Genomic DNA, 13057 nt, shown 5'->3' on the forward strand with positions numbered 1-13057 from the left:
AAATATCTCTATTTAAATGGTACCATCTGGAAGAAAATCCGTCTGCTGTCATTCGCCCTCTGAATTCCTCTTTACATAAGATGGATATTATGTGATAATGATTGAATTTGTTTTTCTTAGCCTGTCATGACAACAAAAAAGCAGCGCCCCCCTCTGAAAAGGGAATCGCTGCTCTCTTTACATTCTATAACGGTGATTCTTTCTTCTGCGAAGCCAGAAATCTGCGGATACGTGTTTCATTGGACTCTGATACAGTAGCAAATTGTTCCCCTTGATTGAACAGAACAATCTTCCGTTCCGGATCATAACCGTCAATATTGCCAATGTTGACTACATTGCTGCGGTCAAGACGTTCAAAGCCCATTTCTCCGTAAGCTGCATACAAATCGGAAAGAGTGGTAGGGAGAACAAATTCGCCTTCTTTCGTATGGACGAATATCGTATTCTTGTGGTTAGAGAAATACAATATCTCCTCCTCCCGGATACTGCGGGAAGAGCCGTCGTTTAGTAAGACACGCATGTACTCCCCATCCTTGTGTAATTACTTGCGTAATTCTTTTGGTGCTTCCGGGCTATGGAACATCGGTTTCATAATTGAAACAAATAAACGTGCAGATCCGGCAAGAACGGCTGATGCCTGTTTTGCAATTAATTTTTTCACTGTGTTCTCCTCCTTGTCCATGGAATCACTGTTAAAGCTTGGACTAGAAAGGCTAATCCGAGTACATTTGATTGAAAAAAGAAGTTAGAGGATACTATTACTATAGAAATCAACTTTAATATAGGGTATAAAAAAGTTGGAATTCTGGCATTTTTATCTGGGTTTGGAGCATACATAATAACAATGATTAAGTTAATTGAGTTAACAATCCAAAGAGTTGAATCTGAAAAGGTGATAAAAAAAGGCAGCAAGGTGCTTAATAAAATAGTAACAATATTGCAGGCCATGGTTGTCTTTAAATGAAAGCCACCAGAGGCGAGACGCAGAATGGAGAAGCATAGAAGAAAGGTTATAGATTCTGCAAAATGGCCCCAAGTAAGACTTATGATGGCTGTACTCACTATGATTAGCAGTGTATTAAAAATAATGCCCAGCGAGTATTGCATGATCTCAATGGAATGCGTTTCTTCAGGGTTCGCATTTTTGATTTTGACTGCGATTCTAGAAGCTAATAAATTCATTGTGGCTTCGATCCTTTTTATATGAAAGATATAAATACGCATATAGTAAAATCACATTTATAACTGGTATCAGTAAAAAGAATTGTGAATATTTTTGTGATAGGATCATCATTAATATAACAAGTAGTATGGAAGGAGCACTTAGAAAGAAGAGCTTTATCTCACGGATTTCTATCCTTACTTTAACGTTTTGTTTATCTGGAACGAAATCGAAACCTTTTCTGTATTTGCCGACATAAAAACCAATTGTAATTGACAAAAGAGCAGAAATGACTTGAATAATATAAACGCTAGCCGTCATAAAAGGAGGTTTTATTGAAGTTAAGAATGTAAAGTGTATTAAGAAATAACATGTGGATTGAATGAGCATATATGATAAATAGGTTAATCCTGTCATTATTGCAGCGTAAAAAATATGAATTCTAAATAAAAGCCAGATAAAGCAGAAGGTCATTAAATATTGGAAGAATACATCAGTTAATATCAGTTTATAATCATTACGGAGAACAAACGAGACAAATGCCATTAATGTAGCAGCAAATATCATTTCCACAGGAAAAACATCAATCTTAAAAACCTTAAAAGCCAAATAAAACATTGCGTATGTTTCCAATATGGAAAATAGCATATAAAGCACAAAATCCAGCATGCGTACACTCCCGGGAAATAGGTTAACTAATCTGTAATCCTGGTGATATTATACATAATAGGCTAAGATACAACAACAGGTTTTGACACAATCCGGCAAATATTTCTTAAAAATTGGATTGGAGAGGGGTTTTTACCATGAATCAGCGTCCTGCGCAAGGAGAGTATACCGATTTTCAGTCCAGATATATTACACTGGTGCCGCCTGAAGGAGAACTGAGTGTCATTCTAAGAGAGCAGACTCAGCAGGTGCTGGCTCTGCTCGGCGGGCTGACGGAGGAGCAAGGGGCCTACCGCTATGCCCCCGGGAAGTGGAGTATCAAGGAAATGCTGGGGCATCTGATAGATAATGACCGCATTATGTCTTACCGCTTGCTGTGTTTTGCGAGGGGGGAGCAGGTGCCGCTGCCGGGCTATGAGGAGAATGATTATGCGGCTGCCGGGGCGTTCGACCGCTTCACGCTGCAGGCGATGATTGCGCACTACCGGATCGTCCGCGAGTCCACCTCGGCGCTGGTAGACAGTCTGGCGGATGATGATTATATCCGCACGGGCAACGCCAATGGCAATGCGATGTCGGTTAGAGCGCAGATTGCTCTGATCATTGGACATGAGTTGCATCATCTGCGGGTTCTTCATGAACGTTATCTGAACTAGTCAAAAGCCGCCTAGCGGCAGCAGGCATCCCGCACCGCTCCCGGATTAACGGCGGGATGAGGGCGGTCACTCAGCGTGCTAACTTTGGCGGGAAGACTGCGATGCAGCATGATTTGTTCGTCCGCATGGAGGATGAGCATCGGGCGCTTCAAGCGGTTCAATAGACTGGCAAACAAAAAACGCATTCTGGCCTGATCAGGGCTGGAGTGCGTTTTAATGTTCTATTTTAGGGTATTTTACAATGGGGGATTCTTGTGGCATTTACGGCAGACCGGGTAATAGGCTTCGTTGCCGCCGATCTGGATCTGTTTGCCGCTGTATACCGGCTTGCCGTTCTCGACCCGCAGTGCCATGGTGGCTTTCCGTGCGCAGAACCAGCAGATGGTCTTCATTTCTTCAATCTTGTCGGCGTAGATTAGCATATATTTGCTGCCTTCGAACAGGTTGTTCTGGAAATCATTTTTGAGGCCGAAGGCCATCACGGGAATGTCAAGCTCATCCACAATGCGCACCAGTTGCAGGATGCACTCCTTGCTCAGGAACTGGCACTCGTCGATCAGTACACAATGCGGCTTCGGCAGACTGCTGCTGACAATGCTGTAGATATCGGTCTGCTCATCGATAGGAATGGCCTGCTTGCGCAGTCCGATCCGGGAGGAGATGTACCCGATTTCGTCCCGGTCGTCAAGGGATGGAGTGAACAGGAGCACCGACTTGCCTTGCTCTTCATAATTATGTGCAACCTTGAGAATCTCAATGGATTTGCCGCTATTCATAGCTCCATACCTGAAAAATAACTGTGCCATCGTCCATCTATCCTTTCGCTGTTCAGTTTAGCTGAGTATTCATCCGAAAAATGCGACCTTACTAGAGTATCATACTCGGGGCCGGGGTAGCCAGTGCAAACATTGCTTCCACCCGGGATGTGCTATAATAAACGCAATTGTGTCTTCAGCAGGAGAATATAGGGAACAGAAGGGAAGTAAGTCAGGTGACAGAGAAATTGGAGCAATACAAGGAACGGGTCAATGTGCTGAAGGAGAAGGGGGAGCTTATCCCTGATGCGGAGATTTTACTGGAAGAAATGCTGGCCGAGCTCACCGAGCTGAACCGCAGCAACAAGGCACTGCGCCGGGTCATTTTGAAGTCGGGACAAGGCTCTGCAATGTCTACCCGCCTGCGGGATGCGCTCTACGAATAAGCAAATGGGGTATCTTCGATGAAGCTAATGTTGACTTTTCTTAAAAAATACCGTGTCGCCGCCATTGCCGCGCTGGTCATGATGCTGATTGAGCTGGCCGTAGAGCTGTCGCAGCCGCTGCTGATCTCCAAAATCATTGATGACGGTATCCGGCAACAGGACACAGCGGTCGTCTGGCTGTGGGGCGGTGTGCTGGTGGGGAGTGCCGCTGTGGCGTTTCTGGCGGGAATACTCAGCTCCTTTTTTGCGTCGCATGCAAGTCAGGGGTTCGCGTTCGACCTGCGTGACAAGCTGTATGAAAAGGTACAGTCGTTCTCTTACGATATATTCAGCCGCTTCCCTACCTCATCCCTGATCACCCGCCTTACGGGCGATGTAACACAAATTCAGGATACGATATTCATGGGGCTGCGGTTCATGACCCGTATTCCGCTGGTTGTGGTAGGGAGCGTGATTATGGCGCTTGTTGTACATATCAAGCTGGGGCTGTTGTTGACGGTGACCCTGCCGTTTTTGGTGATTTTCATGATCTGGCTGATGCGCAGAGCGTCCGAGCTGTTCCGTAATGTGCAGACGAGGCTTGACGGTGTGAATGGTGTTATTCAAGAGAATCTGACCGGAATCCGGCTGATCCGTGTATTTGTGCGGATGGGCCATGAGATCGGCCGGTTCGCAACGTTCAGCGGAGAGCTGATGAGATCGACTATTGCGGCGCTGCGGCTCACCGAGACCTCGACACCGTTCATTATGATCATTGTCAATGCGGGGATTCTGGCCGTGCTATGGTTCGGACGCATCGAGATTTCCACAGGTGATGCGACGCTGGGGCAGACGGTTGCCGTTATTAATTACTCATTGCGCACGATGGGAGCGTTGTCAGCGCTATCCTGGATTATGGTAAGCTTCTCCCGCGCACGGGCTTCATCCGGACGGATTGCTGAAGTAATGGCGGCAAGCGAAGGGCCGGGCGAGTTGGGCATGGCTTCTGGAAAAGGTCTAACGTCGGCTGTTCAAGGCAAGGTTGAGTTCCGGCAGGTCAGCTTCAATTATCCGGGCAGTGATATTAAGGTGCTGGAGGACATCTCCTTCACGGTGCAGCCGGGGGAACGTGTGGCGATTATGGGCGCGACCGGCTCAGGTAAATCTTCTCTGGCGACGCTGATTCCCCGGCTCTATGAATGCGGCAGCGGGAGTATCCTGGTGGACGGACAGAAGCATACGGAGATGGATATGCAGACCTTACGGGGCTCGATTGGCTATGTACCTCAGGAGGTACTGCTATTCACCGGCTCGATCCGGGAGAATATAGCCTGGGGAAATGCAGCGGCGAGTCAGGCAGAGATTGAGCAGGCAGCGGCGGCAGCACAGATTTATGAGACGGTTGCAGCGCTGCCGAAGGGCTACGATACTGCCCTCGGGCAACGCGGAGTCAATCTGTCGGGCGGGCAGAAGCAGCGTCTGAGCATTGCACGGGCGCTGGTGCGCAGACCGGCGATTCTGATTCTGGATGACAGCACCAGTGCGCTTGATGCGGTGACAGAGGGGCTTTTACTGGCGGAGCTGAAGAAGTTATCCTGCACGACCTTCCTGATCACACAGAAAATCAGCTCAACCGCCTCGGCCGATCTGATTCTGCTGCTGGACGAAGGCCGGCTGATTGCGCAGGGGACCCATTCTGAATTAATGGACCAATCCGCGCTGTACCGCAAAATCTATGAGTCGCAGACAGGGGAGGGGCAGCATGTTCAAAGCACTTATTGAGCCGTTCCGCTATCCTAAGCTGGATGTTGGGCACGGCGAAGCCAAGATCTTCGGGGCGATGGGCAGCCGGAAGCCGAAGGCGAAGGCCAAGAACTGGTCGGGCACATTAGGACGCATATGGACTTATCTCGCCGAGCGCCGGACAAAGCTGATCTTAGTGTTGTTCATGGTTCTGCTAAGCTCAGCCTTGTCGCTCCTTGGACCCTACCTGATCAGCCGGGCGGTGGACGATTATCTGGGCGGGGAGGGCGGCAGAACGTGGGGCATGTTCCTGCTGGTGCTGGCGCTGGTCTATCTGCTGAACTCCCTGGTCTCTTGGCTGCAAAATATCTGGATGATCGAAGTGGCCCAGGAGACGGTCTACCGGATGCGGACGGATCTGTTCTCGCACCTGCACCGCCTGCCGATCTCCTTCTTCAACCGCAGGCAGCAGGGAGAGATTATGAGCCGTCTGACCAATGATATCGAGAATATCAGCTCGACGCTGAACAGCTCGGCGATTCAGATCTTTTCCAGTATCCTGACGCTGGTGGGAACGGTTGGTGTGATGCTATGGCTCAGTCCCTTGCTGACACTGCTAACCTTCATTGTGGTGCCGCTGATGATGCTGGGCATGCGCTGGATTACCCGGCGGACCGGCCCGCTCTTCAAGGAGCGGCAGCGGAACATGGGGGAGCTGAACGGGTTCATCGAAGAAACACTATCCGGTCAGCGGATTATCAAAGCCTTCTCGCAGGAGGAACGGGTGATTACCGGCTTCAGAGAGCGCAATACACGGATTATGCTGTCGGGGTATTGGGCGCAAGCGATTTCAGGCTTCATTCCCAAGCTGATGAATGGTCTGAACAACCTGAGCTTTGCCATCGTGGCCGGAGTCGGAGGGCTGCTTGCGATCCGCGGACTGGTGACGGTGGGGATTATTATCGCTTTTGCCGAATATGCCCGCCAGTTCACCCGGCCGCTGAATGATCTGGCGAACCAGTGGAACACCCTGCTGTCGGCCATCGCTGGTGCAGAGCGTGTCTTCGAGGTGCTGGATGAGGAGACGGAGGCCCGGGATGAAGGCGCGGCGGTGAAGCTTGCGCATGTTGAGGGCGCTGTGAAGTTCTCGGAGGTTTCCTTCTCCTATGACGGGGGTGCGGATACGCTGCAGGATATTTCGTTTGAAGCGAAGCCTGGGGAGATGATTGCGCTGGTCGGACCTACTGGTGCTGGCAAAACGACGCTAATCGGCCTGCTGTCCCGCTTCTACGATCCGAGCCGGGGCAGCATTACGCTGGACGGGCGGGAGCTGTCAACGGTCACCCGCGAGAGTCTGCGCAGCCATATGGCCTTTGTCCTGCAGGACTCCTTCCTGTTCAAAGGTACGATCCGCGATAATATCCGCTACGGCCGGCTGGATGCAACCGATGAAGAGGTGGAGGAGGCCGCGAAGCTGGCCAATGCCCATGCCTTCATCATGAGACTCCAGGACGGCTACGACCGGATGCTGTCTGTGGATGGCAGCGGTATCAGCCAGGGACAGAAGCAATTGCTGGCTATTGCCCGGGCAATTCTCGCGAATCCGTCCATGCTTGTGCTGGATGAGGCGACGAGCAGCATCGATACGGTGACCGAGATCAAGATTCAGGAAGGGCTCCAGGCGCTTATGCGCGGCCGGACCAGCTTCGTGATCGCCCACCGGCTGGGCACGATCCGCGCAGCCGACCGCATTCTGGTGCTTGAGGGCGGACGCCTGCTTCAGCAGGGCTCGCATGAGGAGCTGCTCCAGCAGGGCGGCCTCTACAGCGATCTGGTGCGGGGGAGTAAGGAGGCGGCTGGGGAGTGAGTGAGAAATAAGTGAGACATAAGTGAGTCATAAGTGAGTCATGGCTGAGGCATGGGTGAGACATGGGTGAGTCATAGCTGAGGCATAAGTGAGGGTAAGGGTAAGTGCGTAAGGCGGCAAGTGAGGTAAGTGTGGCAAGTACGGTAAGTGTTGTTGTAAGTGAGAAGAAGCGGGGTAATGCTCACACTGGTGCATACGGCGAATGGAATGCAGAAGCTACGGCGCATGATTTATAAGGTAACTGTATTTTGTGCAATAGACATCTGATTTTTCAGCGGGAAATTGCATTCTATTGTATTTGGTACATTAGATTTAGATGATTTAGGGTGAAAAGCGGGTTTTGCCTGAATTCTGCTGTACGAAGTGCAATAGCCTCTGAATTCTGCCTGATATTACTTTTTTCTGTTGTACATTGTGCAATTGTACTGTTGGTAAGCTCTAATATCGTACCGCATACTGTGAATCGTATCTCGTAATCTCACGGATAGATGTATTCCGTACAACTAAGATCGGGCACATTAGTCTTTATACGCAAAGTAGTGATTTATAAGTGTACGAAGTGCAGCTATACCTCTCCATGGGCCGAAATCGAGCATTATAGTTGTACAAACTACACTTAGCGCTTGGGTCACAGGCTCGTAACGCAATGAGTGTTAGACTCACAGCGCATGAGCGATAGATTCGTAGTGCCTGAGTGATGGACTCGTAACCCTAGACTCTTAGCCTTTGAGTGGCAGACTCGCAGCGCACTCTCAAAGAGTACATCGTTTAGTTCACGCGGCGTCTGGTGTGAATCGGGAGTCCTCCAGTTAAATGTTCGATAGCTAATAACAAGGGGATGCCTCGCAGCCGGTTCAATGATGGCTGGAGGCATCCCCTGCTTCTATATGTTATGAACAAAAATTGGCTTAGGACGGGGGCTGCTCGGCTTTCTGTTTCTCTCTGAAGCGGGGGCCCACATAGTTCTTCTTGCGGTCACGGGTCAGAATCCAGCCGCCGAGGAAGGACATTCCCGCCAGGAATAAGAGCAGTCCGCCGCCGAAATGCAGCCAGGCGAAATCCGGCACGGCAGTATCGTCGCCATGCATGGAGATATAGTTGAACAGATCATCTTTCATCATCAGGAAGCCCGTCATCGCCAGGAGGCCGGGGATCACCAGAATAAGGATGGCAATGAAGCGTGAAATCAGCAGTTTCATCACAGTCGCTCCTCTTCGCAGCCGTTTGAATTCACCCATATGATAACGCTTTAGCCTGCAAAAGTCCATGAATACATGACGTTTGTATGTTTTGAATTACTCCCGAAAGAGAGTACAATATAAGAGATTGGACTGAATTTAAGAGGAATGACTGGAGGATACATATCATGACAATGACCTGTGATGTAGCGATACTTGGCGGTGGCACCGGCGGTTATGTGGCAGCGATCCGCGCTGCGCAGCTGGGCAAATCTGTTATCGTTATTGAAATGGACAAGCTGGGCGGAACCTGTCTGCACCGCGGCTGTATTCCCAGCAAATCACTGCTGCGCAGTGCAGAGGTATTGGCTGAAATCAACGAGAGCGAAAGCTACGGTATAGAGACTACGGGCACCAAGCTAGTGTTCCCCAAAGTGCAGCAGCGCAAGGAAGCGGTTGTGGAGCAGCTTCATCAGGGGGTGCAGTATCTGATGCGCAAGCACAAGATTCAGGTGCTGAAGGGCAAAGGCCGGATCATCGGGCCTTCGATTTTCTCCCCGCGAAGCGGCGCAGTGGCGGTGGAACTGGAAAATGGTGAGATGGAGACCGTGGTCTCTACGAATCTCATCATCGCTACCGGCTCGCGTCCCCGCGTTCTGCCGGGTCTTACGCCGGACGGCAAGGTGATTCTGAGCAGTGAAGAAGCGCTGACGCTTGAGGAGCTGCCGGCCTCAATAATTATTGTGGGCGGCGGGGTAATCGGAGTGGAGTGGGCGTCTATGCTGGCTGATTTCGGAGTACAGGTGACTGTCGTTGAGGCTGCCGGACAGCTTTTGCCGCAGGAGGATGAAGAGGTGGCCCGCGAGCTGCTGCGCCTGCTGAAGAAACGTGGAGTCCGGGTGCTCACCGGAACAACGGTAGATGCAGAGACCTGCACGGTGTCAGAGACTGGGATTACGATTGAAGCCCGCAAGGGGGAACAGAGCCAGAGTCTGTCGGCTGACAAACTGCTCGTATCCGTGGGGCGCGTAGCGAATATTGAGAATCTCGGACTTGAAAATACAGATATCCGCTTCGACACAGGTGTCATTGCGGTAAATGCTAATATGCAGACGGGTGAACCGCATATCTATGCGATTGGCGATTGTATCGGCGGACTGCAGCTGGCTCATGCTGCCAGCCATGAAGGCATCCGTGCCGTTAACCATCTGGCCGGTGAAGCACTCCATCCATATGAAGCCCATTTGATTCCCCGCTGTGTCTATACACGGCCGGAAGTCGCCAGTGTCGGTTACACGGAGAAGGAAGCGAGGGAGCTCGGCCGCGAGACGGTAACCGGCAAGTTCCCGTTCTCCGCCATCGGCAAAGCCATTGTCTACGGCATGAAGGACGGCTTTGTGAAGGTGGTAGCTGATGCGAAGAACGGGGATATCCTCGGTGTGCAGATGATCGGTCCGCATGTGACCGATCTGATCGGCGAAGCGGCACTGGCGCAGATCCTGGATGCTACACCTTGGGAAGTCGGAGAGGCTGTTCATGCCCATCCTACCTTGTCTGAAATTATCGGGGAAGCGATGCTGGCGGTGGATGGAAGAGCTATCGGATACTAGGATGCGATAAAGAGGTTATACAGTTAGCCGGAAGGAGCTGAAGGCGCGTGAAGCGCCTAAATGACTCTATACCGGCTATATTAGGTCCCTGCCAAGCAGTTGAGCCGGCCTTCACCCTAAAGACTCCGCGTGGTGGGGTGATTTTGGCTTTTCTTTTTGGAGGGAAAGGGATTATAATGAAATTAGTACCTGGTTATAGGATCAGGACAAAGCAAGGCTGAGTCATAGCTTAACACCAGGTGAACACTTCCGAGCCGGCAGACAGTTGCGGACCCGGAACGAGTGAACGCCAACCAAACTTTTAGGAGGTACCTCTTATATGGAATCCCAAGGTACTGTAGACACCGTTAACAGACATAAGCAGCTTGGACTCACAGACGGCCAGGTTATTGATATGTACAGATTCATGCAGCTCGGACGGAAATATGATGAGCGCAGTCTGCTGTTGCAGCGTGCGGGGAAGATCAATTTCCATGTATCCGGCATCGGGCAGGAAGCGGCGCAGGTCGCGGCTGCATTTGCGCTGGACCGGGAGAACGACTTTTTCCTTCCGTATTACCGGGACTATGCGTTTGTTCTCTCGGTAGGAATGACCACGCGAGAGCTGATGCTGTCCGTATTCGCCAAGGCGGAGGACCCCAACAGCGGCGGCCGGCAAATGCCAGGCCACTTCGGCAGCAAGCGCCTGCGGATTGTAACGGGCTCAAGCCCGGTCACGACCCAGGTCCCTCATGCAGCAGGCTTCGCGCTGGCGGCGAAGATGCAGAAGAAGAAGTTCGTCTCCTTCGTTACCTTCGGGGAAGGCTCCAGCAACCAGGGGGATTTCCATGAAGCGTGTAACTTTGCCGGTGTGAATAAGCTGCCTGTCATTATATTTTGCCAGAATAACCAGTATGCAATCTCCATCCCGGCTCATAAGCAGCTTGGCGGCAAGGTCAGCGACCGTGCGCTGGGGTATGGCTTCCCCGGCATCCGGGTGGACGGCAATGATCCGCTTGAGGTCTACCGTGTAGTGAAGGAAGCCCGGGAGCGTGCGGTTGCCGGAGAGGGGCCGACCTTGATTGAAGCGATGATGTACCGTCTCTCGCCGCATTCCACTTCGGATAATGATCTGGCTTACCGGACCCAGGAAGAAGTCGATGCGAACTGGAAAAAAGACGGCATCGCCGCGTTCCGCACGTATCTCACTGGACTCGGTCTGTGGAGTGACGAGCAGGAGCGTGATCTGGCTGCCGAATATAATCTTGAACTGAAAGAGGCTATCACCTACGCGGAGAATGCGCCGTTCCCGAAACCGGAAGATACGCTGCTGCATGTCTACGATGAATCCGGCCTGAAGGGGGGCGCTTAAGCCATGGCGATGATGGAATATATTGATGCAATCCGGCTGGCAATGAAGGAAGAAATGGAGCGCGATGAGTCGGTGTTCGTGCTGGGTGAGGATATCGGCGTGAAGGGCGGCGTCTTCACAACAACCAAAGGCTTGCAGGAGCAGTTCGGAGCAGAGCGGGTGCTGGATACGCCGCTTGCGGAATCTGCCATTGCAGGGGTGGCCATCGGCGCTGCGATGTACGGCATGAAGCCGATTGCCGAGATGCAGTACTCGGATTTCATGCTGCCCGCAACCAACCAAATTATCAGCGAAGCAGCCAAAATCCGCTACCGTTCCAATAATGACTGGAGCTGTCCGATTGTCATCCGCGCGCCGATCGGCGGCGGCATCTTCGGAGGATTGTACCATTCGCAGTGCCCTGAGTCGATCTTCTTCGGAACACCGGGACTTAAGATTGTGGCTCCTTATTCGGCGGCTGATGCGAAGGGACTGCTCAAGTCCGCTGTCCGTGATCCTGATCCGGTGCTGTTCTTCGAGAACAAGAAATGCTACAAGCTGATCAAGGGCGATGTGCCGGAAGGCGACTACACCGTGCCGATTGGTGAAGCGAATCTGCTGCGTGAGGGCAGCGATATTACGGTGATCGGGTATAGCTTGCCGCTGCATTTTGCGATGCAGGCAGCGGAGGAGCTGGAGAAGGAGCATGGCCTCACCGCGCATATCCTGGATCTGCGCACACTCCAGCCGCTGGACCGCGAGGCGATTATTTCCGCTGTCCGGCAGACCGGCAAGGTGCTGATTGTTCATGAGGACAACAAGACCGGAGGCATCGGCGCTGAAGTGGCGGCGATCATCGCCGAGCACTGTCTGTTCGACCTCGATGCCCCAATCTTCCGCTTGTGCGGACCCGATGTCCCGGCGATGCCAATCTCACCGCCGATGGAGAAATTCTTCCTGCTCAGCAAGGATAAGGTGAAGGCTGAGATGCTGCGTCTGGCGCAGTATTAAGTCATTAGTTCATCCTCCCTGGACATCGCGACCCGGCAGGAATGTTGCATAATGTGCAACTTAAGATACGAAATAAATAGTGGGCTAGGCAGAATGCTGCAGGAAATACAACAAAATATCCGCTTTGCCGCCTGTATGAAGAGGAATGCTGCATTTCGTGCAACATTTTTAATTTTGGGCAGATTTTTATGAGCGAATGTTGCATTAAGTGCAGGATTTCATGGCTGGATGTCCAATTGGGCCATAAAATCGGTAAAATCCGCTTACAAACTTTAGGTGTATGCTTCCGAAGACAGTTGTGTACAAAGTTCTTCAGGGTGCTTGTGCTTACCAAACTTTAAGGAGTGACATTATGTCTGACAATACAACGCTGACGGATGTAATCATGCCGCAGCTCGCGGAATCGCTGGTATCGGCGACCATTGGGAAGTGGCTGAAGCAGCCGGGCGATTCGATAGAGCAATATGAGCCGATCTGCGAGCTGATCACGGATAAGGTGAACGCAGAGCTGCCTGCAACGGTAGACGGCAAACTGGTCGAGTTACTGGCCGAAGAGGGCCAGACGGTCAGCGTCGGCGAGATCATCGCCCGCATCGCTGTGGCCGGCTCCGCTGCGCCAGCCGCTGCGGCCCCGTCACCGGCAGGTGCCGG

Annotated in this window: 13 protein-coding genes; 8 read left to right on the plus strand and 5 right to left on the minus strand. The window is 51.7% G+C overall.

From position 1 onward, the window contains the following. Window positions 1–184 precede the first annotated feature (184 nt). The 3 genes from ACFSX3_RS14600 to ACFSX3_RS14610 are packed head-to-tail and all read right to left on the minus strand — an operon-like array spanning window position 185 to window position 1182. Window positions 185–520, minus strand: a complete 336-nt coding sequence (locus ACFSX3_RS14600) for a LytTR family DNA-binding domain-containing protein (RefSeq protein WP_209984329.1) — start codon at window positions 518–520, stop codon at window positions 185–187. Between the two features lie 21 nt (window positions 521–541). Continuing rightward, the gene (locus ACFSX3_RS14605; RefSeq protein ID WP_209984326.1) at window positions 542–661 is read right to left on the minus strand and encodes a cyclic lactone autoinducer peptide; all 120 of its coding nucleotides are present in this window, start codon (window positions 659–661) and stop codon (window positions 542–544) included. Further along, window positions 658–1182 (minus strand): accessory gene regulator ArgB-like protein, encoded by a 525-nt coding sequence (locus ACFSX3_RS14610; RefSeq protein ID WP_209984323.1) that lies wholly within the window; start codon window positions 1180–1182, stop codon window positions 658–660. The genes ACFSX3_RS14605 and ACFSX3_RS14610 overlap by 4 nt, the downstream gene beginning before the upstream one ends. A 786-nt stretch (window positions 1183–1968) precedes the next feature. On the opposite strand from ACFSX3_RS14610, the gene ACFSX3_RS14615 reads away from it, so the two are divergent. Beyond that, a complete protein-coding gene (locus tag ACFSX3_RS14615) occupies window positions 1969–2487 on the plus strand; it encodes a DinB family protein (protein ID WP_209984320.1) in 519 nt (172 codons plus the stop codon). 236 nt (window positions 2488–2723) lie between these two features. Here ACFSX3_RS14615 and ACFSX3_RS14620 read toward each other — a convergent pair whose 3' ends face one another. Beyond that, a complete protein-coding gene (locus ACFSX3_RS14620) occupies window positions 2724–3293 on the minus strand; it encodes a thymidine kinase (protein ID WP_209984314.1) in 570 nt (189 codons plus the stop codon). Between the two features lie 185 nt (window positions 3294–3478). Between ACFSX3_RS14620 and ACFSX3_RS14625 the strand changes: the two genes are divergently transcribed. The 3 genes from ACFSX3_RS14625 to ACFSX3_RS14635 are packed head-to-tail and all read left to right on the plus strand — an operon-like array spanning window position 3479 to window position 7277. Continuing rightward, window positions 3479–3688, plus strand: a complete 210-nt coding sequence (locus ACFSX3_RS14625) for a hypothetical protein (protein WP_209984312.1) — start codon at window positions 3479–3481, stop codon at window positions 3686–3688. A gap of 18 nt (window positions 3689–3706) precedes the next feature. Then, window positions 3707–5449, plus strand: a complete 1743-nt coding sequence (locus ACFSX3_RS14630; protein WP_209984309.1) for an ABC transporter ATP-binding protein — start codon at window positions 3707–3709, stop codon at window positions 5447–5449. Beyond that, window positions 5430–7277, plus strand: coding sequence for an ABC transporter ATP-binding protein (locus ACFSX3_RS14635; protein ID WP_209984306.1), 1848 nt, complete (start codon window positions 5430–5432; stop codon window positions 7275–7277). Before ACFSX3_RS14630 ends, ACFSX3_RS14635 begins: the two co-directional genes overlap by 20 nt. A 908-nt stretch (window positions 7278–8185) precedes the next feature. Here ACFSX3_RS14635 and ACFSX3_RS14640 read toward each other — a convergent pair. Further along, complete coding sequence (locus ACFSX3_RS14640) at window positions 8186–8476, minus strand: DUF2627 domain-containing protein (protein WP_209984302.1); 291 nt, start codon at window positions 8474–8476, stop codon at window positions 8186–8188. Window positions 8477–8643: 167 nt separating this feature from the next. On the opposite strand from ACFSX3_RS14640, the gene lpdA reads away from it, so the two are divergent. The 4 genes from lpdA to ACFSX3_RS14660 form a co-directional block, all read left to right on the plus strand. Then, window positions 8644–10065 carry a dihydrolipoyl dehydrogenase gene (gene lpdA / locus ACFSX3_RS14645; RefSeq protein WP_209984299.1) on the plus strand — a complete coding sequence of 474 codons (1422 nt, stop codon included), beginning with the start codon at window positions 8644–8646 and terminating at the stop codon, window positions 10063–10065. Window positions 10066–10384: 319 nt separating this feature from the next. Continuing rightward, window positions 10385–11416 carry a thiamine pyrophosphate-dependent dehydrogenase E1 component subunit alpha gene (locus ACFSX3_RS14650; protein ID WP_209984285.1) on the plus strand — a complete coding sequence of 344 codons (1032 nt, stop codon included), beginning with the start codon at window positions 10385–10387 and terminating at the stop codon, window positions 11414–11416. A gap of 3 nt (window positions 11417–11419) precedes the next feature. Continuing rightward, on the plus strand, window positions 11420–12406 hold the full coding sequence (locus ACFSX3_RS14655; protein ID WP_209984283.1) for an alpha-ketoacid dehydrogenase subunit beta: 987 nt from the start codon (window positions 11420–11422) through the stop codon (window positions 12404–12406). Window positions 12407–12758: 352 nt separating this feature from the next. Further along, a partial coding sequence (locus ACFSX3_RS14660) for a biotin/lipoyl-containing protein (protein ID WP_379312960.1) occupies window positions 12759–13057 on the plus strand: 299 nt, incomplete at its 3' end.

The sequence above is a fragment of the Paenibacillus rhizoplanae genome (assembly GCF_042684125.1).
In the GTDB taxonomy this organism is placed as follows: domain Bacteria; phylum Bacillota; class Bacilli; order Paenibacillales; family Paenibacillaceae; genus Paenibacillus_AQ; species Paenibacillus_AQ rhizoplanae.

What these genes read in the sequence shown, in the direction of transcription:
- ACFSX3_RS14620 (WP_209984314.1), bottom strand. Translation starts at nt 3,293, where the DNA reads ATGGCACAGTTATTTTTCAGGTATGGAGCTATGAATAGCGGCAAATCC.
- ACFSX3_RS14650 (WP_209984285.1), top strand. Translation starts at nt 10,385, where the DNA reads ATGGAATCCCAAGGTACTGTAGACACCGTTAACAGACATAAGCAGCTT.
- lpdA (WP_209984299.1), top strand. Translation starts at nt 8,644, where the DNA reads ATGACAATGACCTGTGATGTAGCGATACTTGGCGGTGGCACCGGCGGT.
- ACFSX3_RS14630 (WP_209984309.1), top strand. Translation starts at nt 3,707, where the DNA reads ATGAAGCTAATGTTGACTTTTCTTAAAAAATACCGTGTCGCCGCCATT.
- ACFSX3_RS14655 (WP_209984283.1), top strand. Translation starts at nt 11,420, where the DNA reads ATGGCGATGATGGAATATATTGATGCAATCCGGCTGGCAATGAAGGAA.
- ACFSX3_RS14600 (WP_209984329.1), bottom strand. Translation starts at nt 520, where the DNA reads ATGCGTGTCTTACTAAACGACGGCTCTTCCCGCAGTATCCGGGAGGAG.
- ACFSX3_RS14635 (WP_209984306.1), top strand. Translation starts at nt 5,430, where the DNA reads ATGTTCAAAGCACTTATTGAGCCGTTCCGCTATCCTAAGCTGGATGTT.
- ACFSX3_RS14610 (WP_209984323.1), bottom strand. Translation starts at nt 1,182, where the DNA reads ATGAATTTATTAGCTTCTAGAATCGCAGTCAAAATCAAAAATGCGAAC.
- ACFSX3_RS14615 (WP_209984320.1), top strand. Translation starts at nt 1,969, where the DNA reads ATGAATCAGCGTCCTGCGCAAGGAGAGTATACCGATTTTCAGTCCAGA.
- ACFSX3_RS14640 (WP_209984302.1), bottom strand. Translation starts at nt 8,476, where the DNA reads ATGAAACTGCTGATTTCACGCTTCATTGCCATCCTTATTCTGGTGATC.